Below are 23,614 nucleotides of genomic sequence, written 5' to 3'. Positions count from 1 at the left end.
CCTCCAGCGCAACAGGGCTGGTGTCCGCGTCCGGCCGCGCACCGGCTCATGACGCCTGTGCGCGGAGGCGGCCTTCGGCGTGGGAGGCGTGCCCGGCGCGCTCGGAGACCAAGGAGAAATACACGGAGGCCGTCCAGGTCATGCTGCGGTCGCGGAGGCCGGCCCCGGTCAGCGCGTCGAAGTTCTCGGCCATCCCCGCCCCGCCGCAGGTCGCCAGGAACCGGTCCGCGATGTCGTCGGCGAGCGCGGGCCGGCCACTGCGGCGGAGTCCGTCGACGAGCAGCAGCGTCGACGGGGCCCAGATCGGACCGCGCCAGTAGCCGTCCGGCTCGTAATGCGGGCTGTCCGGTGGCTCGGTGGCGGGGCCGTGGGGGGTGAGATAGCCGCCGTCGAGGAGCCGGCGCACGGTGGCCTCCCGCGTCGAGAGCGGCAGGCGGTCACCGAGGACCAGGGGCATGAAGTCTTCGCCAAGTTCCGGTTCCGGGGCCGCGACGCCATGTTCACCGTGATCATCGCCTCGCTCGCCCTGCCCGGCCAGGTGACGCTCGTGCCGCTGTTCAAGATGATGGTGGCCCTCGGCTGGCTCAACTCCCACCAGGGGCTCATCCTTCCGAATCTCGCACTGCCGTTCGGGATCTTCCTCATGCGTCAGGCGATGCAGTCCGTGCCCGACGAACTGATCCAGGCGGCGCGGGTCGACGGCGCCGGCGAGATCCGCACGTTCTTCCAGATCGTCATGCCCGCGATGCGGCCGGCACTGGCGGCCCTCGCCATCTTCCTGTTCCTCGGTCAGTGGAACGACTTCGTCTACCCGCTGATCGTCCAACGTACGCCGGAGGCCTACACGTTGCCCGTCTCGCTCGGGACCCTGCACGGTGTGCAGTCCACGGATTATGGGCAGTTGCGCACCGGCACCCTCATCTCGATCGTGCTCGTCCTCGTGCTGTTCTTGTTCCTGCAGCGGTACTTCGTGGCAGGGCTTCTCGCCGGCTCCGTGAAACAGTGAACACCCGGCGGCACAGCGCTCGGAACGGCGGAGGATCTCGCACGGAGTGGCGAGCGAAAGGCTGGAGATGACGACACCGAAAGGCTCGAACCGCCGAAGCGGCGGAGGGGACCTCGTACGCCCGTCGGTACGACGACACTCGCGCAGGTCGCGCAGGCCGCGGACGTGAGCGAAGCCACCGTCAGCCGGGTCATCAACCGCAAATAGGGGGTTTCCCCGGCCACCCGGCAGGCGGTGGAGGAGGCGCTCAAGCAGGTCGGATACGAGCGCCCCCTCGACAACCGGCTCGTCCTCATGCTCACCCCCAACCTGAAGAACCCGATCTTCGCCCAGCAGGCCGAGCGCGTCGAGAACGAACTGAACCCGTACGGGCTGACGTCGATCATCTGCCCCGTGTACCCGGGCACGCCGCGCGAGCGGGACTACGTCGAGTCGCTCGTCGACGCGGGCGTCGCGGCGATCGCCTTCCTGTCGTCGAGCAACACCCTCCGGGACGAGGACCACCGGGTGGTGCAGTTCGTCGAGTCGCGGGGCATCCCGTACGTCAGCATCAACGGCGGATTCCCCGAGTCGGACGCCCCGGTCGTCTCCACCGACGACTGGCGCGCCGCCCAGCTGGCTGTGGGACACCTGCACGACCTGGGCCACCGGAAGATCGGTCTCCTCGCCGGGCCGACCGCCCGGCGCGCCACGGACGGGCCGAGCCGGCGGCAGTCAGCCCCGTCTGGCGGTGGAGCGGCCGATGGCACGGCATGCTTCCCCGCGGCCCCTTCGCGTCCCCATCGCCCGGGGACACGGGGACACGGGTGCATGGGGACATGGGGACATGACAGGGCGATCCTGATCGGGTCCCCGGGGGTGGACGGCGGCGCGTGAGAACGGGCGCGGGCGCCCTGCTCGCAGCGGGCGGCGGTTGTCGGTGGGCCACCGCGCGTCCCATGCGTCCGCCACACAAGACTTGTTTGACTGTGCAATCACTTGTGCCTAGTGTGCCCGTGACGCCGACCGGCAGGCGGAACCACAGGGGTCGGCCGGTTAGCGATGTATATGCGATGCCGTATTTCCGAGCGGGAACAGGTGTGAGGAAAGGTGCCCCGGAGTTCGCTCGGGATCACATGCTTCCGGGGGTGACCGTACATGCCTTACACGAGGAGAAGTGTGCCGCGCCGTGAGGTCGGGATGACCTATCGGGTGATGGCCGCGATCGCGCGGCCCGTCGTGCGGCTGCTGTTCAGGCGGGACTGGGTGGGCGTCGAGCACATCCCCGCCGACGGAGGCTTCATAGCGGCCGTCAACCACAATTCGTACGTCGATCCGTTGGCCTACGGGTATTTCCAGTACGCCATGGGACGGCCACCCCGCTTCTTCGCGAAGCAGGGGCTGTTCACCGGTGTCTTCGGGCGGCTGATGCGCGCCATGAAACACATTCCCGTCGCCCGTGGCGGGGCCGGTGCCCTGGCGGCCCTGGCGTCGGCGGCGACCGCGGTCCGGGCGGGGGAGGGTGTGGTTTTTTATCCGGAGGGCACGCTCACCCGTGATCCGGAGATGTGGCCGATGAGGGGCAGGACGGGAGTCGCGCGGGTCGCGCTGGAGACCGGCTGCCCGGTGATTCCGGTCGCGCAGTGGGGCGCCAACCTGCTGATGCCGCCGTACGGGAAAATGGGCAGGGTGTTTCCCCGAAGGACCCACCGCGTGCTGGTCGGACCGCCCGTGGACCTCTCCCGTTTCGAGGGAAGGCGGCCGACTCCGGAGGTCTGCCGGGAGGCGACGGACGACATCATGGCCGCGATAGCGAGCCTGCTGGGCGAGATACGCGGACTCCCCGTGCCGACGGCCCCGCGGGAGCGACGGACGGCGGAGGGCTCCGAGGACAACCGGGCCTCCACCGCCTGAAGCGCGGAGTACGCCGCGGGTGGCCGGCGAGCGTCGAGCGGCGAGTGGCCTGACCTCCGTCCCGTGCGGCCACGCGTAAATCGGGGTGCCCGGCGGGCGACGGGCCCCTACGGTGGAGCCGTTCAGGTGCGCAGGTCGCGGCTACTTCTCCTGTCAAGAGAGCAACGCGGGTTCGAATCCCGTCGCCGGCCCGTCCGGTGTCGTCCAGTGGCCCAGGGCGCTTACGTCGCCGCAGCCGACTCGGATCTCTGAACACCGAGAAGCGAACCGTCCACCCCGGCCGGCCCGGGGTGGACGGTTCGTCCGCGCGGCGGCATCCGGACCGGCTCGCCCTCCGTGTCGCCCGCGTCGTCCACGGGTCCCGCGCGGCACGGTCGGCCCTCCGTGAGGGCGTCCGGCCTCGACCGCGGCCACGGTTCGGGACCGTACTTGAACCTGTTCAAAAACCTGCCTAGAGTCACGGCGAAGGCAGGTTTGAACACGTTCGAACTCTCTGGGGGGGAGTGGCATGCGCCGACTGTGGCCCACTGGTACCGGACCGCGTCGCCCGGCGGTGGACGTCGGGCGGACCGCGCGATGCCGGCCCTCGGCTCCTGGTGAGAGGACCGGTGGATGTCCGTGACCGGCAGGAACCTGAGGGCGCGAGCGGGGTGGGTCCCGGTACCACCGCGGGTGGCGGGAACGGCGCCGCCCGAGTCCCGGGCGATGACGGCCCGGCTCCTCGCGTGGGTGTGGCTGACCGGCCTGGTGTCGGCCGCGGGCATCGGTGCCGTTCGGGCCGCGTTCGGGAATCTGGACCCGGACGGCGGCGGTCCCGCGGGCATCGTCGTCCTCATCGCGCTCGGGTTCGGCTCCTGCTGCCAGCCGGCCGCCGCCGTTCTGCTGCGCCGGTCCGTCCGCCGGGCCCGGCCAGCCGACGCCCGGCCGTTGCGTACGGCGGTGGTCGTCCTGGCCCTGGCCGGCGCGGCCATGATCGCCCTCAACACGGTGCTGTGCTCGGGACCCGGGCTCCTCCGTCCGTTCGGCCCGCTCTCGCTCCTGCTGCTCTGCCTCCCGTATCCCCTGGTCTTCGTGGTGATCGCCACCCGCAGCCGCCGCGTCGGCCTCGTGGTGGCGGTGCTCGTCGTCGCGATGGCGGGAAGCGTGACCCCGCTGCGCGCGGCGCAGGAACACCTGGCGGCCGACGCCTGGCGCGACCACCACTCCGGTATCGATCCCCTCCTGCTTCAGGCGGTCGACTGGCCGGGCGGCCGGCAGGGCACCTTCGTGGCGGGCAGCGATGGCGTCCGGGCCGATGTGTACTTCGCGGACACCGGCACCGACGGTTTCGCGGAAGGTGTCGTCACGGTGTCCGGGTCCGGTACGGACCCGTGCGGTGGCATCGGGGTCGTCGCCAACTATCAGAGCGTTCCTGATGACGACCTCATGGCGGACGGACGGATCATCACCCTGCCGGTCGCCGCTTGCGCCCCGGCCGGCCCGCATCGGTGGACGCTGAGCGGTCGCGGCTTCACCGGGTACGCGGAGCGCCGGGACGGGGTCCTGGTCCGGCTCTCGGTGACCTCCTGGCGGACGAAGGACGACCTGTCCGCCGTCGCGGGCACCCTGCACGCCTTGGACGACCATCAGCTCTGGAGCCGTCTGAACACCCCCTTCGGCTTCTCCTGGCTGGTGAGTTGACCCGTCCGGACGGGAGGGACGCCCGCCTCCGCCCGGAGCGCGCGCCTACGGCAGACCGGGAAGCCGCACCGTGACGAGGAGACCGCCCGCGGGGCGGGCGACGAGGTCGAGCGTCCCGTCGTGGGCGCGGACGACGCTGTGCACGATGGCGAGGCCGAGGCCGACACCGGCGTGCTCGTCGGTGCGCGCGCGTTCCGCTCCGCGCCGGAAGGGTTCGACGAGGGTCGGTACCAGCTCGGGTGGGAGCGGCTGTCCCGTGTTCTCCACCCGTACGACGCTCGCGTCGCCCCGGGCTTCGGTGTGGACCGTCACGGTGCCGCCGACGGGCAGGTTGTGGACGATGGCGTTCTGGACGAGGTTCGTCACCATCCGCAGCAGGAGCTCCGCGGAGCCCCTGGTGCGTGCCGTTCCGCCGGTGACGTCGAGCTTGATCCCGCGCCGTTCGGCGAGGTGCAGCAGAGTCTCGGCGGCGTCCTCGGCGACGAGGGAGAGGTCGACGTCCTCGCGGCCGAAGGTTCCGCGGTCGCTGCGGCTGAGCAGCAGGAGAGCCTCGGTGAGGCCGATCGCCCGGGTGTTGACGACCCGCAGCCGTGCGAGGACTTCGTCCCGGTCCCGCGTCGGATCCTCGCGGGCGACGTCGAGCAGCGTCTGCGAGATGGCCAGCGGAGTGCGCAGCTCGTGGGAGGCGTTCGCGGCGAACCTCCGCTGCTCGGCGACGTGCGACTCGAGTCGTTCCAGCATCGTGTCGAACGCGTCGGAGAGCTCGCGGAACTCGTCCCGGCGGCCTTCCATGCCGATCCGGTGGGACAGCGATCCGGTCCCGGCCCTGCGCGCCGCGGCCGTGATACGTGTGAGCGGTGCGAGCATCCGGCCGGCGAGGAGCCATCCCCCGACGAGGCCGAACACGAGCAGGAAGGCCATCGCCACGGCCGCAGCGGGAGCGAAGGTGTGCACGAGGAGGTAGCGGTTGGGCGAGATCCCGAGGAGACCCCTGGACGTGTTGGGCACGTAACGCAGCAGGTAGACCCAGACCACGGCGAGCAGCAGGGCCCCGGCGACGGCGAGGAACCCGGCGTAGCTGAGGGCGAGTTTCATCCGGGCGCTGAGCCCTGGCGGTCTACGCACGCGCACGTCCCGGGCCGGTGGTGCCGGGGGTGGCGTCGATGCGGTAGCCGACCCCCGCCACGGTGGCGATGATCCATGGTTCGCCGAGCCGTTTGCGCAGTGCGGAGACGGTGATGCGGACGGCGTTGGTGAAGGGGTGGGCGTTCTCGTCCCAGGCCCGTTCCAGCAGGTCCTCGGCGCTGACGACACCGCCTTCGGCGGCGACGAGGACCTCCAGCACGGCGAACTGCTTGCGGGTGAGCGCGACGTAGCGTCCGTCGCGGAACACCTCACGGCGGAAGGGGTCGAGGCGCAGACCCGCCAGCTCGCGGACCGGAGGGCGGGCGTACGCGCGCCTGCGGTCGAGCGCCCTCAGCCGCAGGACGAGCTCGCGCAGTTCGAACGGCTTGGTCAGATAGTCGTCGGCGCCCAGCTCGAACCCGGAGGCCTTGTCGTCGATCCGGTCGGCGGCGGTGAGCATGAGGATCGGGATGCCACTGCCGGAGGAGACGATGCTGCGGGCGACCTCGTCGCCGGAGGGGCCGGGGATGTCCCGGTCGAGGACCGCGAGGTCGTAGGAGTTGACGCCGAGCAGTTCCAGGGCGGAGTCGCCGTCGCCCGCGATGTCGGCGGCGATCGCCTCCAGCCGCAGACCGTCACGGACGGCCTCGGCGAGGTAGGGCTCGTCCTCCACGATCAGTACACGCATGCCGGAAGCCTAGGCATCACGACATATCGCCGACGTATGCAAGGCCACAGGACGTGACGCGGGCGGGCCCCCGGCACGCGGCTCAGCCCCCCGATGCCGTCGTCGATGCCGGACGCCCGTGGGCCGAGGGAGAATGCGTCGTGGAGCGCCACCAGCGACGCGACGCCAGAGCGGCCAGTACGGCACCGACGGCGTTGACCAGTACGTCGTCCACGGAGGACACCCGGTCCAGCCGCAGCACGTACTGGGCCGTCTCGACCAGGGCCGAGCAGCCGGTGCCGAGCAGCAGGATCCGTGGCACCGACGCCAGCGCCGCGAACCGCATCGGGGCGAAGAACCCCAGCGACGCGAAGACCAGCAGGTTGCCGACGATCCCGCCGGTCCCCATGGTGACCAGGTCGCGCAGCGGAACCAGACTGACCCGTTCGGGGACGACGCCCGCCCCGGCGCCCGGCATCATGGTCATCCACAGGAACGGCGCCGTCCCGAGGACCAAGCCCACCTCGGCCAGCGAGGTCCGCCACGCCGACGGGGCGCCTGCGGCCCGCCGGCGATGGGCCAGCGCCCACACCACCAGCAGGGCCGGTGGAACGGCGGCCAACGTCATGAGCACCACGCCGTTGAACGTGTCGAAGCATCCGTGCCACCGCCCGGCCGCGCACATCGGAGCCGACATGGTGAGCGGCCGTCGCAGGACGAATCCCGCACCTGCCAGACCGAGGACCGCCAGGGTGAGCAGCACGATCCCGCGTGTGCGGTGGGGCAGTGCCGACGGGGACGCGTTGTGGTTCATGCCCCTATTGGAGACCGGCGGCCGTCGCGGGGGCGTATGCGATTTTCGATACGTCCGCGACACCCGGGGTCCTCGACGTGGGCGCACCGGGGTGAGCCGAGGGCGCGACGAGCCACCGGGAGCCCGCCGGGCCGACCGCTCCGGCGGCCGAGGCGGTCGCTTCGGTGCGACGGCGTGGTGAGGTCCGTCCCGGCCCGTTCACCGGTCCGGCACCCCCGACGCCGTACGGGTGAGGCCTCACGGGCCGTCACGCCGATCCGGAACGCTTCGCAGGGCCAGGGCTGACCTCGTCGGCCCAGGTGTCCGTCCGGGGGCCGGGGGTTCCCGTGGACTGTCCGCGAACCGCCTTGTCCTGCCGTCCACTTGGTCGCTCTACAGACTGGGCGTCAGGTTCTGCAGACCGACGACGCGGAGCAACTCCAGCCGTTCGTACGTCGGTGTGCCGGGCCGCGCGGAGTGCACGATGAGCTGCTGGCTGTGCCCGTCGCTGAGCAGTACCTCGCAGTCGAGGTCGAGTGCGCCGACGACGGGGTGCAGGAACCGCTTCGGCGACGGGCGGCGCACCACGACATCATGCTCCGCCCACAGGGCCTCGAACTCCCGTGATCTGGAACGGAGTTCGCGGACGAGGGTGGTCGGCCCGGGGTCGTCGGGGCGGGCCGTGGTGACCGTCCGCAGACTCGCCACGTGCGCGCGGCCGTGCTGCTCGTGGTTCTCCGGCGGAGCGAGGTTCCGCGCGCCCGGCACGAGGAACCACCGGCGGATGATGTTCGACCCCGTGTGATCTCCGGTCAGGGCCACCGACATCGTGTTCTGCGCGAGCATCTCGCCCCAGTCGCTCAGCACGGAGGCCGGAAGATCGTGCAGTCGGTCCAGGATCAGCAGCAGTCCCGGGCGTACGTGGTCCGAGGAGCCCCCGGGCCGGGGCGGTTCCTCACCCGCCAGACGGAACAGGTGGTCGCGTTCGGCGTCCGTGAGCCGCAGGGCGCGGGCCAGCGCGGTGAGCATCTGCCGCGACGGGTGCGAGCCGCGGCGCTGTTCCAGGCGCGCGTAGTAGTCCGTGGACATCCCGGCGAGCTGCGCCACCTCCTCGCGGCGCAGGCCGGGTGTACGGCGTCGCGGGCCCGCGTTCAGGCCCACGTCGCCGGGGGTGAGGCGGGCGCGGGCGCGGCGCAGGTAGTCGGCCAGTCCGGTGCGGTCCATGGACCAAGGATCCCCCGGGACCCGACACGTATCCAGGGAGAGCCGGTCCCTGGACAACCGCGTCTCTCCCGTCCCCGCCGTCGCCCGCGCACGCTGCGGACATGGCTACGACGACGAGGAGGCGGCCATGCTGACATTGGTGACAGGTGCGACGGGCCAGGTCGGCCGGCGGTTCGTACCGAGGCTGCTGCGGAGTGCGGCGCCCGGTGACGAGGTGCGGGTCCTGGTGCGGGACGCGGAGCGCGGTGAACCGTTCGCCGGGCTCGGCGCCCAGGTGGTGGTGGGTGATCTGCGGGACGTGGAGGTGCTCGGCAAGGCGACGGCCGGTGCGGACGCGGTGGTGAACGTGGCCGCCGCGTTCCGCGGGGTGACGGACGAGGAGGCACGGGCGGTCAACCGGGACGCGGCCGTCGAGCTGGGGCGGGCCGCCGTGGCCTCCGGCGTACGGCGGTTCGTGCAGGTCAGCACCGGACTCGTGTACGGCGCGGGGCGAGGCCGGGCGCTGCTGGAGAGCGACGAGACGGTTCCGGGCACGCACCTGTGGGGCGCCTACCCCGAGTCCAAGGGGGAGGCGGAGCGCGCGCTCGGGGAGCTGGACGGGCTGGACGACCTCCGTATCGGACGGCTGCCGTTCGTGTACGGCGACGGGGATCCGCACCTGACCGACGTGATGGAGTGGGCGCCGAACTGGCCCGCCCTGCAGCGCCTGCACATGGGCCATCACGTGGATGTGGCGCAGGGCCTGCGGCGGCTGCTGTACTCGCCCGGGGCGCACGGCGTCTACAACATCGCCGACGACGCTCCGGTGACCACGGTCGACCTCTTCACGGTCCATGGCCTGCCGGTGCCGCGGGAGGCGTACGACAAGGAGGCGGCGGATCCCTGGCACAGCGTGATGTCGACGGCCCGCATCCGTCGCGAACTGGGCTACCGTCCGCTGGTCCCGTCGGTGTGGACGGCGCAGGAGGCGGGGTTGCTGTGACCGGGGAGCGCGGAGCCGGAGTGAACCCCGGACCGTGAACCCCGGACCGGTTCCGTTCCGTGATGAGGGGTGCGGGGCCCCGCGTCATCCCTCATCACGGAGGACGCGGGGTGGGGCGGCCGTCCACCAGGCCCCTGGGAGCGGCCGCCCACCTGCTTCGCAGGACAGGACGTGGCTCCGGCGCCCGTCCGCCCGGGGCCACGACGGTGTCGCGGCGGGCTCAGCCCCGCGCGAGTTCGGCACGGTCGCGGGCCTTCAGCACCTCGTCGGCGTGCGCCTCGCCCACTCCCGTACCGCCGTGAGGGATTCCAGCAGGCTCCGGCCGAGCTCCGTGAAGCGGTACTCCACCTCGGGCGGGACCACCGGATAGACCGTCCGCTCCGCCAGGCCGTCCCGCTCCAGTGCGCGGAGGGTGAGGACCTTCCGGGTGATGACCGCGATCCGGTCACGCAGTTCGGAGAAGCGGTGCACGCCCGGGCCCGGAGCGAAGATGACCAGCATCATCCACTTGTTCCCCAGGATGCCGAGGGCCCTCGGAGGAGACCGTCCGGCGGCGGGGTGAGCCCGCGGAGGGACTGCTGCGCAGTCAATCCGCCACCGGGTACAGAGCCCGCTCGGAACTCGGTGGGAAGTCCACCCGGTCGTCCCTCGCCGAGGAACTGGAGCACGGCAGCGACACCCCGGCCGGGAAGGCCTGACAGGGCACCTCCAGGGGGCCCGGTCCCGCGGCCGGACGCGGCCTCGGAAGCGTGGCCCGGACGGGCGTCCACCTCGTCCTCCGGGCCTCGCGGCCGCACGCAGAACTGATGTCTGAACATGCTGTATGGTTTTTCTCGTTCGATGTCGTGGCTGAGGGGATGTGAGGGACCTCGCCGGCCACATGACGCACCACTCCCTCTGAAGGGCATGGCCATGACACTGACAACCACACCGTTCGGGAAGCGCGCCACCGCCGCGGAGGTGCTCGACGGTGTCGATCTGAGCGGGCGCCGGATGATCGTCACCGGAGGCTCCTCCGGGCTGGGCGTCGAGACGGTGCGGGCCCTCGCCGGGGCGGGAGCGCGGGTGACCGTCGCCACCCGCGATCCCGCCGCCGCGGAGCCGCTGGTCAAGGAGCTCCCGGGAACGGAGGCTGTCGCCCTGGACCTCGGCGACCTGGCCTCCGTCCGTTCGTTCTGCGACGCGTGGAGCGGGCCCCTGGACGGCCTGGTCGCCAACGCCGGCGTGATGATGCTCCCGACCCGCCAAGTCAACGCACAGGGCTGGGAGATGCAGCTCGCCACCAACTATCTGGGTCACTTCGCGCTGGCGGTAGGCCTGGAGGACGCGCTGCGGCAGACCGAGAAGCCGCGTGTGGTCGTGGTGAGTTCAGGTGCCCAGTTGCGGGCGGGCTTCGACTTCGACGACCCGCAGTTCGAGCGCCGTCCCTACGATCCGTTCGTCGCCTACGCGCAGTCGAAGACCGCCGACGTGCTGCTCGCCGTCGGCATCAGCCGCCGGTGGGCCGAACACGGCATCACCGCCAACGCCTGCGCGCCGGGGTGGATCCACACCAATCTGGCACGTCACCTCGACCGGGAGACTCTGCAGGCGCTCGGCGCTCTGGACGCGGACGGCAACCTCGTCACGCCCGACTACTTCAAGAATCCGGCCCAAGGGGCGGCCACTTCGGTGCTGCTGGCCGCGTCGCCGCTCCTCGACGGCGTGAGCGGGCGGTACTTCGAGGACAACCAGGAATCGGAGGTCGTCGACGGCGGTCCCGACGTGCCGGCGGGCGTGGCGAAGTGGTCCGTCGATCCCGGTGCCGCCGACCGGCTGTGGGACCATGCCCTTCCGGTGGTGCGCTGACTCAGAGCTCTCCGTACGTGCCGGGGGGCCGGTCCGACCTCCGTACGGAGCCGTAGCCGTGCCCCCTGTCGTGTACGTGGCCGTCTCTCCCTGAGCGGGACTGGGGATTGCCGGAGTTTCGCGGAGGAGGGACGCGGCCGGGACCGACCGATGCCGTGACCGGGATGCCCCCGCCGGGAACGGGTCGGTCCGAGCACAGGAACAGACTGGAAGGTGCCCCATGAGACCCGTGACCCGACGCCAGGCCGGACATCACTCAGCGCGTTCGGCCGCGACCCGGGCGCAGGTGATGTCCACACTGGAGCGCCTGCTCGATTCGGGCGAGGCCTTCTCGGAGATCAGCGTCCAGCAGATCCTTGAGGAGGCGGGGGTGTCCCGGGCCACCTTCTACGCGCACTTCCAGGGAAAGTCGGACGTCCTGGTACGGCTCACCGACGATCTGCGGGAAGCACTGCTGGCGCTGGCACGGCAGTGGGACCCGGCCCCGGGAGAGGGCGGGCCCGACCGGCTCACCCGGTTCTTCGAGGAAGTGATGGCCATCCACCGTGCCCACCAGAGTGTGCTCACGGCGGTCAGGGAAGCCGCGTCCTACGACTCGGCGGTCGGCGACTTCTACACCGCCGACCTGGAGAGTTTCGAGGAGGCGACGCTGCGGACCGTGCTTTCCGAGCAGGCCGCCGGCTCCACGGGGGCCGACGTCGACGCCGTTGCCGCCAGCCGGATCATCGTCTGGGGCGGCGCCCAGGCGATCGCCCACCACATCCAGGTCGACGACGGTGGCGGCGACGCCGCCTTCGCCCGTGAACTCGCCCTGATCTGGTGGCACGGCGCCTACCGTCGTCCGACCGGAGCGCGGCCCGAGTGAACACCCCTTTCTTCGAGGGGCGGTTCGAGCCCATCGGGGGACGGGTGTCCGGAGCCCGGGTCAGGGGCCAAGGACCGACGCGGACTTGACGGCCTGAAGGGCTCCGGCGCCGCCCACCGACCGAAGTGGGGAGCTTCACTCCTGGCCAAGGCGTATCCCATGGTGATGTTGAGGCTCCGGTGTCCTAAGATACGGCTTGCACACGCCCGGGGGGGCTGGTCGTCTTTTGGCGACCGACACTGTGACAAGTGCGCATCACCCACGCCATCTCGACTCGAGCTCCGGCATGCCGTCAGGCTTCCACGCCTGCGCATGGCCGTGGTCCGAGCCTGCCCGCAAGGGGCCGGGGGTCGGGGTGATTCCCCGGATCCACATGGTTATCGGAAGGCAGAGAACGTCATGGCGGAACGGCAGTACCTCGGTCAGGGCACCAACACGTCCTGGGAGAAGTTCTGGTACGTCCTGGGTTGTATCTACTTCGGCGCGGCCTACTTCCAGAAGGTCCCGGTGAAGAAGGCGCTGAGCGAGTACGGACTGGTCGAGATGACCGGCGCGGAGAAGTTCTGGTACGTGGTCCAGTGCATCTTCTTCGGTGCCGGCTACTTCGCGAAGGTCACCATCAAGCGGGCGCTGTCCGAGGTGCGGAACTCCGGCGGAGTCCCCACCGTCTGATGTCGTCCCGGCGGTGAACACCGTCGCGCCTGCCGGAGGCCCGGACCGTGGGGAGCGGTCCGGGCCTCCGGCATGACGTCATCGGTCTCTCCGCCACGATCCGTATCGCTTCCGGTTATGGTCGATCAGCAGGGCCGCCCTTCCACGCGGAGGGGATACGGCCCGGCGGAGGGCGGGAGGGAACGGAGCGACGAGGCATGGGCCTGACCGATCGCCTGAATCCCGAAGGGCTCCGGTACGCGCGGGCGGTCGCCGAGACCAAGTCCTTCAGTGCGGCCGCGCGCGTACGGCGTCACACAGCCGGCCCTCTCCAACGGCGTCGCCAAGCTGGAGGAGCGCCTGGGCGGCCGGCTCTTCGACCGGCCGCCGCGTGGCGTGACCCAGACGGCCTTCGGTGCCCGGATCCTGCCTCTGATCGACCGTGCCCTGATAGCGCTCGACGCCGTCGCGGCGGAGGCCAGGCGGCTGACCGAACCCGGTGAGCGGACGATCCGCACGGGTGTGTCCCCGCTGATCGGCACCCACCTGATCGCCGGACGTTCGGCGAGGTCCGTGACCTGCCCGTCGCCCGCGACCTCGTGCTGCGCGAGGCGAACATGCAGGACCTGCGGGCATCGCTGCTGGCGGGGGAGCTGGACATCATCCTCATCCCGGCGGTGACCGCGATGCCGCGCTTCGAGCACCGGGTCAACGATGTCGAGCCGATCGTCGTCGTCAGCCCGGACGCGGGGGAGGGCGCTCCGCTCGAACTCGAACAAGCCGGCAAGGAGCGGTTCATCCTCGTGCCGGACACCTGCGGACCGACCACCTTCACCACACAGCTCTTCCAGGCGCACGAGGTGCCCCTGCGCACCTATCCGGGAGAGGCCGCGGTGGTCACCTGTGGTCGCCCGCCGCGCCCGCGCGAGGAAGCCCTCGCGAGGAAGCGGCGGAGAAGTAGGCCGCCCCGATCTTTCCGGGGCATGCCCCTCGCTCCCCGACCCGGACAGGTGGACGTCATGCACGATCTCAGTGCCGGAGGGCGCGGTGACCAGCCGCGCGCTCCGGGCGTTCGCACACACCTGAGGCCGGATCTCGGCCTCCGCGCCGACCGTGGGACGCCCTGGGCCGGTGACGGTCGTACCGTCACACGTGTCGACGGCGTCGCTCCCGGCCGCTCCGCGGTCAGAGGGAGCCGGGAGCTCGGGACAGCGCCGGGACCCCCGGCGTTCCGGAGGTGACCGACCGGGCCGGTCGTGCCGGGAAACACATCACATCCACGGGCGCTCGCTAGTAGACGTCCGGTCGTCTATATTTACGGGACCCATCCGGTCCGTGCCGATCGCAGTGGTCGCAGGTGTTCATGGACCGGCCCCCGAGCAAGCCCGACAGGGAGATTCTCTACATGCGTGTCGAAATATGGACGGACATCGCCTGCCCGTGGTGCTACGTGGGGAGGGCGGGCTTCGACCGTGGCCTGGCCGCCTTCGCGCATCGCGACCAGGTGGAGGTGGTGCACCGGTCGTACGAACTCAATCCGCAGGCGGAGCAGGGATCCGTACCGATCATCGATGCCGTCGCCGCGCAGTACGGACGCACCCGTGACCAGCAGGTCGCGAGGGAGGAGCAGGCCGCGGCCATGGCGAGGTCGGTGGGGCTGGACTTCCGCATCGGAGGACGCGTCTTCGGGAACACCTTCGACGTGCATCGGCTGCTCCAGTTCGCCAAGGCGCGTGGCCGACAGGCCGAGTTGATGGACCTCGCCTTCCGGGTGAACTTCGCGGACGAGCGCTCGGTCTACGACCGGGAGACCCAGCTGGCCATCGCCGTCGAGGCCGGGCTGGACGAGGCGGAGGCACGCGAAGTGCTCGACGACCCGCGGGCGTTCGCCGAGGAGGTGCGGGCCGACGAGCGACTGGCGGCCGAACTGGGTGCCGGCGGCGTGCCCTTCTTCGTGCTGGACAGGCGCTACGGAGTGAGCGGTGGCCAGTCCGCCGAGACGTTCACCCGGGCACTCGAGCAGGCCTGGGCGGACCGCCCGGCGGCATGACGACCGCACCCCGGGAAACACTCTGGGGGCAGGCCTCACACGTGTGAGGGGGAGTCTCGCGCCGGAGGCAAGGGCAGTCATATGAGCCGGGCCGTTCTCGGCGCGGCGGGTGGAACAGCGTCAGGAGAAGCTCGCCCGGAACGAACGGACAGGCTCCGCCCGGTCGGGTTCCGCACTGCCTCCGGCGGTCCATGACGCATGTCACAGGCCGGCGCAGAACCTTGGGGCCCCCGCAACTCCGTGTTGATGTCGGAAGCAGGACCACACGCCACGGAGGTCCCATGGACACCCCGACCGTCTGCCCGGTCGCCCGCCCACCCGATGACGAGCCGCTCTCGCCGGGCACACACTCCTTCCGGCTCGGAGGGATCGTCCAGCGGTACCACGTGCACGGCAGCGGCCCGGTCTGTGTGGCGCACCCCGGGGGCCCGGGACTCTTCTGGGACTACCTCCGCGTGCCGGCCCTGGAGACGCACCTGACCATGGTCTACGTCGAACCCATCGGAACGGGGGAGTCGGGGTGCCTCCCCTCTCATCCGCACGGGTACACCCGGGACCGCTACAGCCACTTTCTCCAGGTGCTGATCAACCGTTTGCGGTGCTCCCGCGTGTACCTGCTCGGCCACGCGCACGGCGCCCTCGTCGCGGCCCATCACGCGCTGCACCGCTCGGAGAGCCTGGCCGGGGTGATTCTGTACGACGCCGAGCCGTCCTCCGGGCGGGCGGACCGGGCGCCGGCCCCGCCGGCCGGTGACAGCGACGTCGACGGCGGCGGGTGGTCGTCGGCCACGGCGGGCGTCCACCACCGAGCCGCGTACATCTCGGGGCTGGACGAGAACCTGTGCCGGACCACCGGGGTGGACCGGGCGGACCTGGCGCGGGTGGATGTCCGGACGCTGGTGATCTCGGGCCGGGACGACCCTGTTCGCGGGCCCGCGCGAGGAGGGGGACTTCACGAGGTGATCCCCGGAGCGCGGCTGTCCGTCCTCGAACACGACGGATGCATGGGACACGTCCAGGAGCCCGAAGGATTCGCGCACGCGGTCCGTGAGTTCGTCCTCGACCCGGAGGTGTGCGGTCCTGCGCGGTGACCCGGACCACCGGCTGCCCGTCCGCGCAGGTCCGGTCCGGCCCCGATGCCACCCCGGTGGGTCGCGACGACGGAGGTCAGTCGGTGTCCGTCCCGGCTGTGGAGGGGTCCGGAACGACGGGCCGGCGCACGGTGTACATCACCGACCGCTGCTGGCGATGACGCTGGACACGTCCCTTGGCGACCAGGGACTCCAGGGTGTTGCGGACGACCTGAGGCGTCGGCGTCCTGTCCGGGTGCTTCTCCAGGAGCTCGTCCCGCAGCTCCTTGGCGAGGCGAGGTTCGTCGCCCGCCCGCAGCAGGTCCATCAGGACCTCTCCGAGCAGGGGCGCACGCGAACTTCCCTTCGTGCCCGCTGTCGGCCTTCCGGCACGTGGGGACCGGGAGGTGGGCGACGTCACCCGCGAGGGTGACACTCCGGACGAGGACGAGGTGCCCCCCCGCTCCGGGCCGAGCGCGGGTTCGGCGTGTGCCTGTTCGGGCAGGTGTGACGGATCGGACAAGCCCCGGTACCGCTCGGCGAGGGTCATGATGTCGATCAGCAGGGCCTCCTCCTGCTTCAACATCGCGATTTTCTCGCTCAGTTCCTTCTGCCGACGGCGATTTTCCTCCAGGTCCGACGCGGCCTGCTCCACGTACCGCGATCGGAGCGTGGCGGCTGACTGGCTGGTCACAACCGTTCACTCCCTCTCATCAATGACGCTGGGCATGCTACCCAGGCCGGTGCGCCGGTGGGTGGTTCAGCGTCACGACGGATCGGTCATGCGGCTGATGACAGGGGTACCGGGTGGATGCGAGGGGTGGCAGGGGGGAGGGGGTTTCTGAGGTGCGGTCCCGTGTGACGTGATGGGGGGGTGCGCGGTGGCCGCGCGTCCCCGCTGATCAGGACGCAGCCGGGCCGACCGACCGCCGAGGGTCCTCGCGTGCTCTCACCCGTCCCGGCGGGAGGCTCACACGTATTCCGACGTCTCCAGGGCCCGGCCGGTCGGTCCGGTGCGACAGGACATCGTTCCGACTGCCTGTCGGGAGTGAGGGTTTGACGGAAGTAGACCGGTCGTCTAGCTTGAACATCGATAGACGACCGGTCGGTTATCGATCGCAACCCCCATTGAACGGAGCACTTCCATGACCACGACTCCCGTCAAGCTCGCCGTCATCTACTACTCGTCCACCGGCACGATCGCAGAGATCGCCAAGGAGCTTCACGACGCGGGGCTGAAGGCCGGCGCCGAAGTCCGCCTCCTCAGGGTCGCCGAGCTGGCTCCGCAGTCGGCCATCGACTCCAACCCCGCGTGGGCCGCCAACCACGCCGCGACCGCGGGCATCCCCGAGGCCACCCCCGCCGACGTGGAGTGGGCCGACGCCGTGCTCTTCGGCACGCCGACCCGCTTCGGCAACGTCTCCGCGCAGCTCAAGCAGTTCATCGACACCCTGGGCGGCCTGTGGGCCGAGGGCAAGCTCGTGGACAAGGTCTACAGCGGCTTCGTCTCCACCGCCACGGCGCACGCCGGTCAGGAGGCGACCCTCCTCGCCCTGTACGCCTCGGTCCACCACTTCGGCGGAATCACCATCACTCCCGGTTTCACCGACCCGAACAAGTTCGTGGACGGCAACCCCTACGGCACCTCGCACGTGGACGGCCAGGGTGCCAACCCCGTCGACGACATCACGCGTACCGCCGCCCGGATCCAGGTCGAGCGGGCCGTCAGGATCGCCGGTGCGCTCAAGGCCGCCGCCTGACGGTTCGCGGCGCCGATCGCCGGCCGGGTCCCGTCCGGCCCGCGGCGGGGTGAGGGCGCGCAGCGCCCGACATGAACACCCAGCCGTGAGAGCGCGGGTTTTGGCGGTGTCGGACCGATACGGGTGCTGCCCGGTGGACGACGGCCGAGGCCGTCGTCCACCGGGCAGGCCGGAGAGGAAGAGATCATGAAGGAATACCTGGTCGAGCTCACCACGACGGTGCCCGAGGGCACCGAACAGACGGAGGTCGACGGACGCCGTGCCGCGGAATCCGCACGGGCTCGGGAACTCGCCGCCCAAGGACGGCTGTTCCGGCTCTGGCGTCCGGTGGGCGAGCTTCGCAGCATCGGGATCTGGCGGGCCGAGGACGAGACGGAGCTGCGTGAGGAGGTCCTCGGGAGCCTTCCCCTGTGGCCCTGGATGACCGCGGTGGTCACCCCTCTGCAGTCGCACCCCAACGATCCGGGGCGGACCGGCTGAACGACCCGCCTGCCGATCTCGCGAAGGCGGCGCGGCGGTGCCCCCGGTTCCCCTCGCTCGCCAGGGACATGGAGAAGTATCGGTTCCCCGGGCGAGGTTGGGGCCGTGCTCCCGTAAGTGACCGTCTACAGGGCGGCAGATGACACCCTCTCCCGGGAAGGAGGACGACGACGGGGGTCTCGCGGCCTCAGGGACGAGACCCCCGTGACTTGGGCGGGCTCTCGAAGTGGTCGACGTCGACGACGGCCTGGGCGAAGGCGGTCGGCGCTTCCTGGGGGAGGTTGTGGCCGATGTCGGTGAGGGTGCGGTGGCTGTAGGGGCCGGTGAAGCGGTCGCGGTAGGTGCTGCCGTCGCCGGGTGCGGTGAAGGGGTCGCGTCCGGGGTCGAGGGTGATGGTGGGGACGGTGATGAGGGGGCGGGTGGCGAGTTGTTTCTCGTAGCGGTCGTAGCGGCGTTCGCCGTCCGCGAGGCCCAGGCGCCAGCGGTAGTTGTGGATGACGATGGCGGGGTAGTCGGGGTTGTCGAAGGCGGTGGCGGTGCGTTCGAAGGTGGCGTCGTCGAAGTGCCAGGTGGGGGAGACGGTGTCCCAGACGAGGCGGCAGAGGTCGTGACGGTCGGTCTTGTCCTGCATGGCGAGGCGGCCGCGTTCGGTGGCGAAGTAGTACTGGTACCACCAGGTGTGCTCGGCCGCGGGCGCCAAGGGCTTCTTCTGGGCCTCGACGTTGGTGATGAGGTAGCCGCTGACGGAGACGAGGCCGGTGACGCGGTGGGGCCAGAGGGCGGCGATGATGTCGGCGGTGCGGGAGCCCCAGTCGAAGCCGGCGAGGAGCGCCTTGTCGATTTTGAGGGCGTCCATGAGGGCGATGATGTCGAGGGCGACGGCGGACTGCTGGGCGTTGCGCTCGGTCCTGGAGGACAGGAACGTGGTCGTGCCGTGTCCGCGGAGGTAGGGGACGATCACGCGGTAGCCCTGGGCGGCGAGGAGGGGGGCGACATCGGCGTAGCTGTGGATGTCGTAGGGCCAGCCGTGCAGGCAGATGACGACGGGTCCGTGTGCGGGGCCGTCCTCCGCGTAACCGATGTCCAGGACGCCGGCGCGGACCTGCTTGAGCCGGGCGAAGGACGTGTGCGTACCCGGAACCACCGCGGGCACCGTCGGTGCGGACGTACCGGCCCTGGCGCCAGGTGCGGACATCGCCGTCGCGCTGTTCTGCAAGCCGACCGCCGCGACCGCCGCCGCGCCCGTGCCGATGCCGACGGCCTTGTTGAAGGTACGCCTGTCGATCATGAGAACCCCTCCGTCGTGCGGGTGTGAAGACATGTGTCGGTCGGACACGGCTACGAGAAACGTATCTCGTGCGACCGGGAAGCCGGTGAGCGAGACTGTTCCACAGCTTGCGTCACCAGTCAAACAGGTGACGAGCCAGGGGCCGCTCCGCCGGGCGTCGTCATGCCCGGGAGGGGGTGGTGGCGGTCGGCTCGCCGTCCGCGCTCGCCGGTCCGCCCGCCTGTGGACGGGTGTGTCGGCCGACGGCGGGAGGGCCTGAGCGGGCGGGCGCGTGCCACGAATGGGTCGATCCGGCCCGCGGCAGAGGGCGCGCCCGGCCTGTGGCGGAGGAGGGTGGGCCTCGGAGGCGAGGGCCGGGCCGTCCTCGCCGTTGTGGAGCGGACGCGGCCGTGAGTGCTGCCCGGTGCGGGGAACACCGGTCCCGCGACCGTGACGCGGCCATGGGACCGGGAACGATGTGCTCGGTCGCGGCAGTCGGAGCCATACTTCACTGCATGCGCTTCGCCGGTGGAACCCCGCCGTACTCCAGCGAGGCCCTTACGTGAAAGGCTCACAACGGTGACGACCGTCGCTTATCAGGGCGAACCCGGCTCGAACTCCTCGACCGTCTCCCGGACGCTGTATCCGGCGGGCGAAGAGCTGCCCTTCACGAGCTTCGAACAGGCTCTCGACGCCGTCACGCTGGGGGCCGCCGACGTCGCGGTGATCCCGGTGGACAACTCCGCGGCCGGACGCGTGGCCGATGTGCACCATCTGCTGCCGGAGTCGGGCCTGTTCATCGTCGCCGAGTACTTCCTGCCCATCCGCTTCGACCTGATGGCCGTGCCCGGTGCGACGCTCGACCAGGTGGAGTGCGTACGCAGCCACGTGCACGCCCTGGGCCAGTGCCGGAAGCTGCTGCGGGAGGGCGGCTGGCGCACCCTGGTCAGCGACGACACGGCGGGAGCCGCTCGCGAGGTGGCGGAACTGGGCGACCCGCGGCACGCCGCTCTGGCCCCGCCGGCCGCCGCCGGCCTGTTCGGCCTGGACGTGCTCCGGGCCGAGGTCGAGGACGATCCCGACAACACCACGCGGTTCGTCGTGCTCTCGCGCGAGAGCACGACGCCGCCGCACGCGGGCGGGCCGACGATGACCAGCCTGTTCTTCTGCGTACGGAACATCCCGAGCGCCCTGTACAAGGCGCTCGGCGGCTTCGCGAGCAGCGCCGTCAACCTCACCAAGATCGAGAGCTACCAGATGGGCGCCGGACTGAACGCGAGCGGCTTCTACGCTGAGATCGAGGGGCACCCGGACGAGCCCCGCGTCGAACTCGCCCTCCAGGAACTGCGTTTCTTCTCGTCCGAGGTGCGCGTCCTCGGCGTGTACCCGGCCCACACCCACCGGCTGAGCGAACGCTCCGGCTGAACGATCGGCCGCGTGGCGGGGCGTCCCGTACCGGCGCCGTAAGGTCCCGGGCGGGTCGTCGCCGGAGCGGCGCGCGGGCACTCGGCCGCCGTGCCCTCCGCGTCAGGCGGCCAGGGACTCCTGGAAGGCGGGGTCGGCCAGCAGTGCCCGGCAACTCGGCCAGAGTGTGCTCAGCCGGGAGGGATCGTTGTACAGCTTGGCGAAGAGCACCAGACCCTCCATCTGCGCCACCATCGAGCGGGCCGTGTCGCGAGCGTCGGGCGTCGTCGCGTCACCACGGTCGTGCGCCTCGGTGACGACTGCCTCGACCATGTCCACCTGGGCCTCGAAGATCTCCTGCAGTCGCTCGCGGAGGGCGGCGGCCTGATTGCTCATCTCCAGGGAGAGGTTGCCGAACATGCACCCCAGGACCGTTCCGCAGTGGTCCTGACCGGCCCGCTGCTCCGCTTCCGTCGCCTCGCACAGGTGCCGCAGCCGCCGCAGGGGATCGGCGTCGCCGCCCAGGATCCGTGCCCACTCGCTCCGCTCGGTCGCCCAGTGCTGGTCGATCACGGCGAGCGCGAGGGATTCCTTGGAGTCGAAGAAGTAGTAGAAACTCCCCCTGGGGACGCCCGCCGCCTTGCAGATCTCGGCGACGCCCAGGGCCGAGTACCCCCGCTGCTCGAAGAGGGAATGAGCAGCGGTAAGGATCTTGCTCTCGGCATCGCTCGTCCGTCCCATGGCGGAAGTATACGACCGATCGTCTAGTCCGGGTGCCGCCGTCCGTTCGTCGGTCCACCGTGCCCGGCGACACCACGACCTCCGCGCCTCCGGACCCCCGGCCTGCGAGAGGACGAACGCCTCCGAGAGCGCTGCCGCCGGGGCCCGGACCCGGCATCGGGGTGCTGGAAGGCAGAGGTTCCCAGCAGGGAGGAAGCCGGTCGTGGATTTCGCCGTGGTGGCGGGCGCAGCCTTTCCGTATGGTCAGCAGGCGAAACATCTTGTCGGTGGCTCCCCCTGGCGGGGAGCCGGTCACCGTGCGTCGGGCGGACCGGCTCGCGGGAGCGGAATACGCGCGGAGCTCACCATGGGGGCACGTCCTCCGGGCCGCCGCCGCGCTCGCCGCCGGGATGGGCGTCGGACGGTTCGTCTACACCCCGATCCTCCCGTTGATGCACGCCCAGGCGGGTCTGTCGGCCGGAGTCGGCGCGCACCTCGCCACCGCCAACTACGTGGGGTACCTGGTCGGCGCGCTGGCCGGCACCCTCGTCCCGCGGCTGGTGCGCTCCTCGGCCGTCCTGCGGGGCTGTCTGGTCGCGCTGGTGGCCACCCTCGCCGGCATGCCGCTGACCCACAGTTCCACGGTCTGGCTGCTGCTGCGGTCCGGCGCCGGAGTCTTCAGCGCGATGATCTTCGTGATCGCCGCGAGCTCGCTCCTCAGCCATCTGCGCGACCACCCGTCCCATCTGCCCGGCTGGGCGTTCGGGGGCGTGGGAGCCGGTATCGCGCTGTCGGGTCTGCTCGTCCTGGTGCTGCGTTCGGTCGGCGACTGGCAGGCCGCGTGGTGGGCCTCCGCCGCCCTCGCGGCGGCTCTGACCTGCGCGGCCTGGGGGCTGCGTCCGGAGCCGGCCGCGCGGAAGGTCCCCGCGGCCGGTGCTCCGGGAGTGCGTGCCGGAGGCCCACGCACCCATCGGTGGTTCAGCGCCCTCTTCGCGTCCTACACGCTGGAGGGGATCGGCTACATCATCGCGGGCACGTTCCTGGTGGCGGCGATCAACCAGACGTCCCCGGGGTGGATCGGCAGCGGCGCGTGGGTGGTCGTGGGCCTGGCGGCCATTCCCTCGTCCGCGATGTGGGCGGGGCTCGGGCGCCGTTGGTCACGGCCGGACCTGCTGCTGGCCGCGCTCGCCGTCCAGGCCGTGGGCATCGCGCTGCCCGCGCTGGTCGGTGGAGTCGCGGCCGCTCTGATCTCCGCGGTGCTGTTCGGCTCCACCTTCATCGGCGTGAGCACGCTGGCCCTGGCGACGGGCACGCATCTGCGGTTCCCGCGCGCCGTGGCCCTGCTGACCGCCGGATACTCGGTCGGCCAGATCCTCGGACCGCTCGCGGCCACTCCTCTCCTGCGTCACGGCTACCACCAGGCCCTGCTCCTGGCGGCGGCCGTCGTGATGGCTTCCGCGGTGACGGCCTTCGTACTCCGCTTCGGATTCCCGCACACCCTTCCGGCACCGGACACCCCGCTCGGCGCCGGGAACCAGGCCGACCGCGATCCGGCCGGGGCCTAGCGCCGCACCGTGATCGGGCACCTCAAGGGGGCGTCCCGGCGTCCGCGAGACCCGGCGGCGCCACACATGCGTCACGCACCATGAGATACGTCCGGCGCGAAGGTGTGAACCTTCGGGGAGGCGAAGAACGTGATGGACGTGACGGGCTCCCCACCGAGGAGATCGGTGGCACGGTGTGGTGGGGCAGGATCGACGGTCGCTCACGCGGCTCGCTCCATAAGAAGCCCGTCGGCTCCCGCCCGGGATTCTCGGCCGGTCGGGGAGCACAGGAGTGGGGACCCGGCTCGTCAACGGAGTCGCGCCGGGTCCCCACCCGCATCGACCGGGGGAGTCTCGCGACGTACTGCGCCCACGGTGCCGGGACGGCCACAGACCCTTCTCACGCCGACCGTACGGCCCCGAGCCGCGCACCCGCTCGCGGACGTCGCCGGAGCGCCCGCTCCCTGGTCCGCATGCGCCCGGCCGGAGTGCTCTCTACGCTGGAAGGCGTTCCGCACGCCCGACATGGCCATGGGGGACGAGGAGGCGCCGCTGCGCATCACGAAGCCACGTGCCGTGGAAACC

At 71.1% G+C, this 23,614-nt stretch carries 25 protein-coding genes and 1 pseudogene; 17 read left to right on the top strand and 9 right to left on the bottom strand.

Translation table 11 applies throughout. From position 1 onward, the window contains the following. Positions 1-46: 46 nt before the first annotated feature. Positions 47-457 (bottom strand): MGH1-like glycoside hydrolase domain-containing protein, encoded by a 411-nt coding sequence (locus OG776_RS02775; RefSeq protein WP_329323825.1) that lies wholly within the window; start codon positions 455-457, stop codon positions 47-49. On the opposite strand from OG776_RS02775, the gene OG776_RS02770 reads away from it, so the two are divergent. From OG776_RS02770 to OG776_RS02755, 5 genes and pseudogenes are all read left to right on the top strand, one after another. Next, positions 368-1,006, top strand: a complete 639-nt coding sequence (locus OG776_RS02770) for a carbohydrate ABC transporter permease (RefSeq protein ID WP_329318611.1) — start codon at positions 368-370, stop codon at positions 1,004-1,006. The genes OG776_RS02775 and OG776_RS02770 overlap by 90 nt on opposite strands. A 141-nt stretch (positions 1,007-1,147) precedes the next feature. After that, positions 1,148-1,213 (top strand): annotated as a pseudogene (locus OG776_RS42335) (LacI family DNA-binding transcriptional regulator); the annotation flags it as partial. Between the two features lie 27 nt (positions 1,214-1,240). Next, complete coding sequence (locus tag OG776_RS02765; protein WP_329318609.1) at positions 1,241-1,882, top strand: substrate-binding domain-containing protein; 642 nt, start codon at positions 1,241-1,243, stop codon at positions 1,880-1,882. Positions 1,883-2,164: 282 nt separating this feature from the next. After that, positions 2,165-2,899, top strand: a complete 735-nt coding sequence (locus tag OG776_RS02760; RefSeq protein WP_148011882.1) for a lysophospholipid acyltransferase family protein — start codon at positions 2,165-2,167, stop codon at positions 2,897-2,899. A gap of 705 nt (positions 2,900-3,604) precedes the next feature. Next, positions 3,605-4,579, top strand: a complete 975-nt coding sequence (locus OG776_RS02755; RefSeq protein WP_329318606.1) for a hypothetical protein — start codon at positions 3,605-3,607, stop codon at positions 4,577-4,579. Between the two features lie 45 nt (positions 4,580-4,624). Here the strand turns inward: OG776_RS02755 and OG776_RS02750 are convergent, their stop codons facing one another. The 4 genes from OG776_RS02750 to OG776_RS02735 all read right to left on the bottom strand — a co-directional run bounded on the left by OG776_RS02750 (position 4,625) and on the right by OG776_RS02735 (position 8,388). Next, positions 4,625-5,704, bottom strand: coding sequence for a sensor histidine kinase (locus tag OG776_RS02750; RefSeq protein ID WP_329318604.1), 1,080 nt, complete (start codon positions 5,702-5,704; stop codon positions 4,625-4,627). Further along, a complete protein-coding gene (locus OG776_RS02745; RefSeq protein ID WP_329326321.1) occupies positions 5,697-6,392 on the bottom strand; it encodes a response regulator transcription factor in 696 nt (231 codons plus the stop codon). The genes OG776_RS02750 and OG776_RS02745 overlap by 8 nt, the downstream gene beginning before the upstream one ends. An 82-nt stretch (positions 6,393-6,474) precedes the next feature. Further along, positions 6,475-7,185: a VanZ family protein gene (locus tag OG776_RS02740; RefSeq protein WP_329318599.1), complete on the bottom strand. Its 711-nt coding sequence runs from the start codon at positions 7,183-7,185 to the stop codon at positions 6,475-6,477. Positions 7,186-7,557: 372 nt separating this feature from the next. Then, positions 7,558-8,388: a helix-turn-helix transcriptional regulator gene (locus OG776_RS02735; RefSeq protein WP_148011764.1), complete on the bottom strand. Its 831-nt coding sequence runs from the start codon at positions 8,386-8,388 to the stop codon at positions 7,558-7,560. A gap of 127 nt (positions 8,389-8,515) precedes the next feature. On the opposite strand from OG776_RS02735, the gene OG776_RS02730 reads away from it, so the two are divergent. Next, positions 8,516-9,370: an NAD-dependent epimerase/dehydratase family protein gene (locus OG776_RS02730; RefSeq protein WP_148011765.1), complete on the top strand. Its 855-nt coding sequence runs from the start codon at positions 8,516-8,518 to the stop codon at positions 9,368-9,370. Between the two features lie 255 nt (positions 9,371-9,625). Here OG776_RS02730 and OG776_RS02725 read toward each other — a convergent pair whose 3' ends face one another. Continuing rightward, on the bottom strand, positions 9,626-10,252 hold the full coding sequence (locus OG776_RS02725) for a winged helix-turn-helix transcriptional regulator (RefSeq protein WP_329318596.1): 627 nt from the start codon (positions 10,250-10,252) through the stop codon (positions 9,626-9,628). Between the two features lie 30 nt (positions 10,253-10,282). Between OG776_RS02725 and OG776_RS02720 the strand changes: the two genes are divergently transcribed. The 7 genes from OG776_RS02720 to OG776_RS02690 all read left to right on the top strand — a co-directional run bounded on the left by OG776_RS02720 (position 10,283) and on the right by OG776_RS02690 (position 15,875). Further along, entirely contained in the window at positions 10,283-11,218 is a 936-nt protein-coding gene (locus OG776_RS02720; RefSeq protein WP_329318594.1) for an SDR family NAD(P)-dependent oxidoreductase, read from the top strand. Between the two features lie 220 nt (positions 11,219-11,438). Beyond that, positions 11,439-12,083 (top strand): TetR/AcrR family transcriptional regulator, encoded by a 645-nt coding sequence (locus tag OG776_RS02715; protein WP_187285811.1) that lies wholly within the window; start codon positions 11,439-11,441, stop codon positions 12,081-12,083. Positions 12,084-12,590: 507 nt separating this feature from the next. Then, positions 12,591-12,755, top strand: coding sequence for a hypothetical protein (locus OG776_RS02710; protein WP_329318591.1), 165 nt, complete (start codon positions 12,591-12,593; stop codon positions 12,753-12,755). A gap of 270 nt (positions 12,756-13,025) precedes the next feature. Continuing rightward, on the top strand, positions 13,026-13,415 hold the full coding sequence (locus OG776_RS02705; protein ID WP_329318589.1) for a LysR family transcriptional regulator: 390 nt from the start codon (positions 13,026-13,028) through the stop codon (positions 13,413-13,415). After that, on the top strand, positions 13,334-13,975 hold the full coding sequence (locus tag OG776_RS02700; protein WP_329318587.1) for a LysR substrate-binding domain-containing protein: 642 nt from the start codon (positions 13,334-13,336) through the stop codon (positions 13,973-13,975). The genes OG776_RS02705 and OG776_RS02700 overlap by 82 nt, the downstream gene beginning before the upstream one ends. Positions 13,976-14,139: 164 nt before the next feature. Then, the gene (locus tag OG776_RS02695; protein WP_329318585.1) at positions 14,140-14,784 is read left to right on the top strand and encodes a DsbA family oxidoreductase; all 645 of its coding nucleotides are present in this window, start codon (positions 14,140-14,142) and stop codon (positions 14,782-14,784) included. Between the two features lie 281 nt (positions 14,785-15,065). Beyond that, a complete protein-coding gene (locus OG776_RS02690; RefSeq protein ID WP_329318583.1) occupies positions 15,066-15,875 on the top strand; it encodes an alpha/beta fold hydrolase in 810 nt (269 codons plus the stop codon). A gap of 76 nt (positions 15,876-15,951) precedes the next feature. On the opposite strand, the gene OG776_RS02685 is transcribed toward OG776_RS02690, so the two are convergent. After that, positions 15,952-16,548: a hypothetical protein gene (locus tag OG776_RS02685; protein WP_329318581.1), complete on the bottom strand. Its 597-nt coding sequence runs from the start codon at positions 16,546-16,548 to the stop codon at positions 15,952-15,954. Between the two features lie 451 nt (positions 16,549-16,999). Here OG776_RS02685 and wrbA point away from each other — a divergent pair, with 451 nt between their 5' ends. Together wrbA and OG776_RS02675 are read left to right on the top strand one after the other, a co-directional pair. Then, on the top strand, positions 17,000-17,614 hold the full coding sequence (gene wrbA / locus OG776_RS02680) for an NAD(P)H:quinone oxidoreductase type IV (protein ID WP_148011771.1): 615 nt from the start codon (positions 17,000-17,002) through the stop codon (positions 17,612-17,614). Between the two features lie 186 nt (positions 17,615-17,800). Further along, positions 17,801-18,094: a muconolactone Delta-isomerase family protein gene (locus OG776_RS02675; RefSeq protein WP_148011772.1), complete on the top strand. Its 294-nt coding sequence runs from the start codon at positions 17,801-17,803 to the stop codon at positions 18,092-18,094. 187 nt (positions 18,095-18,281) lie between these two features. On the opposite strand, the gene OG776_RS02670 is transcribed toward OG776_RS02675, so the two are convergent. Continuing rightward, positions 18,282-19,382 (bottom strand): alpha/beta fold hydrolase, encoded by a 1,101-nt coding sequence (locus OG776_RS02670; RefSeq protein ID WP_329318576.1) that lies wholly within the window; start codon positions 19,380-19,382, stop codon positions 18,282-18,284. A gap of 558 nt (positions 19,383-19,940) precedes the next feature. Here OG776_RS02670 and OG776_RS02665 point away from each other — a divergent pair. Beyond that, the gene (locus OG776_RS02665) at positions 19,941-20,786 is read left to right on the top strand and encodes a prephenate dehydratase (RefSeq protein ID WP_148008218.1); all 846 of its coding nucleotides are present in this window, start codon (positions 19,941-19,943) and stop codon (positions 20,784-20,786) included. Positions 20,787-20,888: 102 nt separating this feature from the next. On the opposite strand, the gene OG776_RS02660 is transcribed toward OG776_RS02665, so the two are convergent. Next, on the bottom strand, positions 20,889-21,506 hold the full coding sequence (locus OG776_RS02660; RefSeq protein ID WP_148008217.1) for a TetR/AcrR family transcriptional regulator: 618 nt from the start codon (positions 21,504-21,506) through the stop codon (positions 20,889-20,891). A gap of 389 nt (positions 21,507-21,895) precedes the next feature. Between OG776_RS02660 and OG776_RS02655 the strand changes: the two genes are divergently transcribed. Continuing rightward, positions 21,896-23,050 (top strand): YbfB/YjiJ family MFS transporter, encoded by a 1,155-nt coding sequence (locus tag OG776_RS02655; RefSeq protein WP_329323635.1) that lies wholly within the window; start codon positions 21,896-21,898, stop codon positions 23,048-23,050. The last annotated feature ends 564 nt before the right edge of the window (positions 23,051-23,614 follow it).

It is taken from the genome of Streptomyces sp. NBC_01689 (genome assembly GCF_036250675.1).
Classification (GTDB): domain Bacteria; phylum Actinomycetota; class Actinomycetes; order Streptomycetales; family Streptomycetaceae; genus Streptomyces.
The sequence above is the reverse complement of the archived record's forward strand: the minus strand, read 5'-3'. Positions and strand labels throughout refer to the sequence as shown.

What these genes read in the sequence shown, in the direction of transcription:
- OG776_RS02775 (WP_329323825.1), bottom strand. Translation starts at nt 457, where the DNA reads ATGCCCCTGGTCCTCGGTGACCGCCTGCCGCTCTCGACGCGGGAGGCC.
- OG776_RS02755 (WP_329318606.1), top strand. Translation starts at nt 3,605, where the DNA reads ATGACGGCCCGGCTCCTCGCGTGGGTGTGGCTGACCGGCCTGGTGTCG.
- OG776_RS02745 (WP_329326321.1), bottom strand. Translation starts at nt 6,392, where the DNA reads ATGCGTGTACTGATCGTGGAGGACGAGCCCTACCTCGCCGAGGCCGTC.
- OG776_RS02740 (WP_329318599.1), bottom strand. Translation starts at nt 7,185, where the DNA reads ATGAACCACAACGCGTCCCCGTCGGCACTGCCCCACCGCACACGCGGG.
- OG776_RS02735 (WP_148011764.1), bottom strand. Translation starts at nt 8,388, where the DNA reads ATGGACCGCACCGGACTGGCCGACTACCTGCGCCGCGCCCGCGCCCGC.
- OG776_RS02730 (WP_148011765.1), top strand. Translation starts at nt 8,516, where the DNA reads ATGCTGACATTGGTGACAGGTGCGACGGGCCAGGTCGGCCGGCGGTTC.
- OG776_RS02725 (WP_329318596.1), bottom strand. Translation starts at nt 10,252, where the DNA reads ATGTGGCCGGCGAGGTCCCTCACATCCCCTCAGCCACGACATCGAACG.
- OG776_RS02720 (WP_329318594.1), top strand. Translation starts at nt 10,283, where the DNA reads ATGACACTGACAACCACACCGTTCGGGAAGCGCGCCACCGCCGCGGAG.
- OG776_RS02715 (WP_187285811.1), top strand. Translation starts at nt 11,439, where the DNA reads ATGAGACCCGTGACCCGACGCCAGGCCGGACATCACTCAGCGCGTTCG.
- OG776_RS02695 (WP_329318585.1), top strand. Translation starts at nt 14,140, where the DNA reads ATGCGTGTCGAAATATGGACGGACATCGCCTGCCCGTGGTGCTACGTG.
- OG776_RS02690 (WP_329318583.1), top strand. Translation starts at nt 15,066, where the DNA reads ATGGACACCCCGACCGTCTGCCCGGTCGCCCGCCCACCCGATGACGAG.
- wrbA (WP_148011771.1), top strand. Translation starts at nt 17,000, where the DNA reads ATGACCACGACTCCCGTCAAGCTCGCCGTCATCTACTACTCGTCCACC.
- OG776_RS02675 (WP_148011772.1), top strand. Translation starts at nt 17,801, where the DNA reads ATGAAGGAATACCTGGTCGAGCTCACCACGACGGTGCCCGAGGGCACC.
- OG776_RS02670 (WP_329318576.1), bottom strand. Translation starts at nt 19,382, where the DNA reads ATGATCGACAGGCGTACCTTCAACAAGGCCGTCGGCATCGGCACGGGC.
- OG776_RS02660 (WP_148008217.1), bottom strand. Translation starts at nt 21,506, where the DNA reads ATGGGACGGACGAGCGATGCCGAGAGCAAGATCCTTACCGCTGCTCAT.
- OG776_RS02655 (WP_329323635.1), top strand. Translation starts at nt 21,896, where the DNA reads ATGGGCGTCGGACGGTTCGTCTACACCCCGATCCTCCCGTTGATGCAC.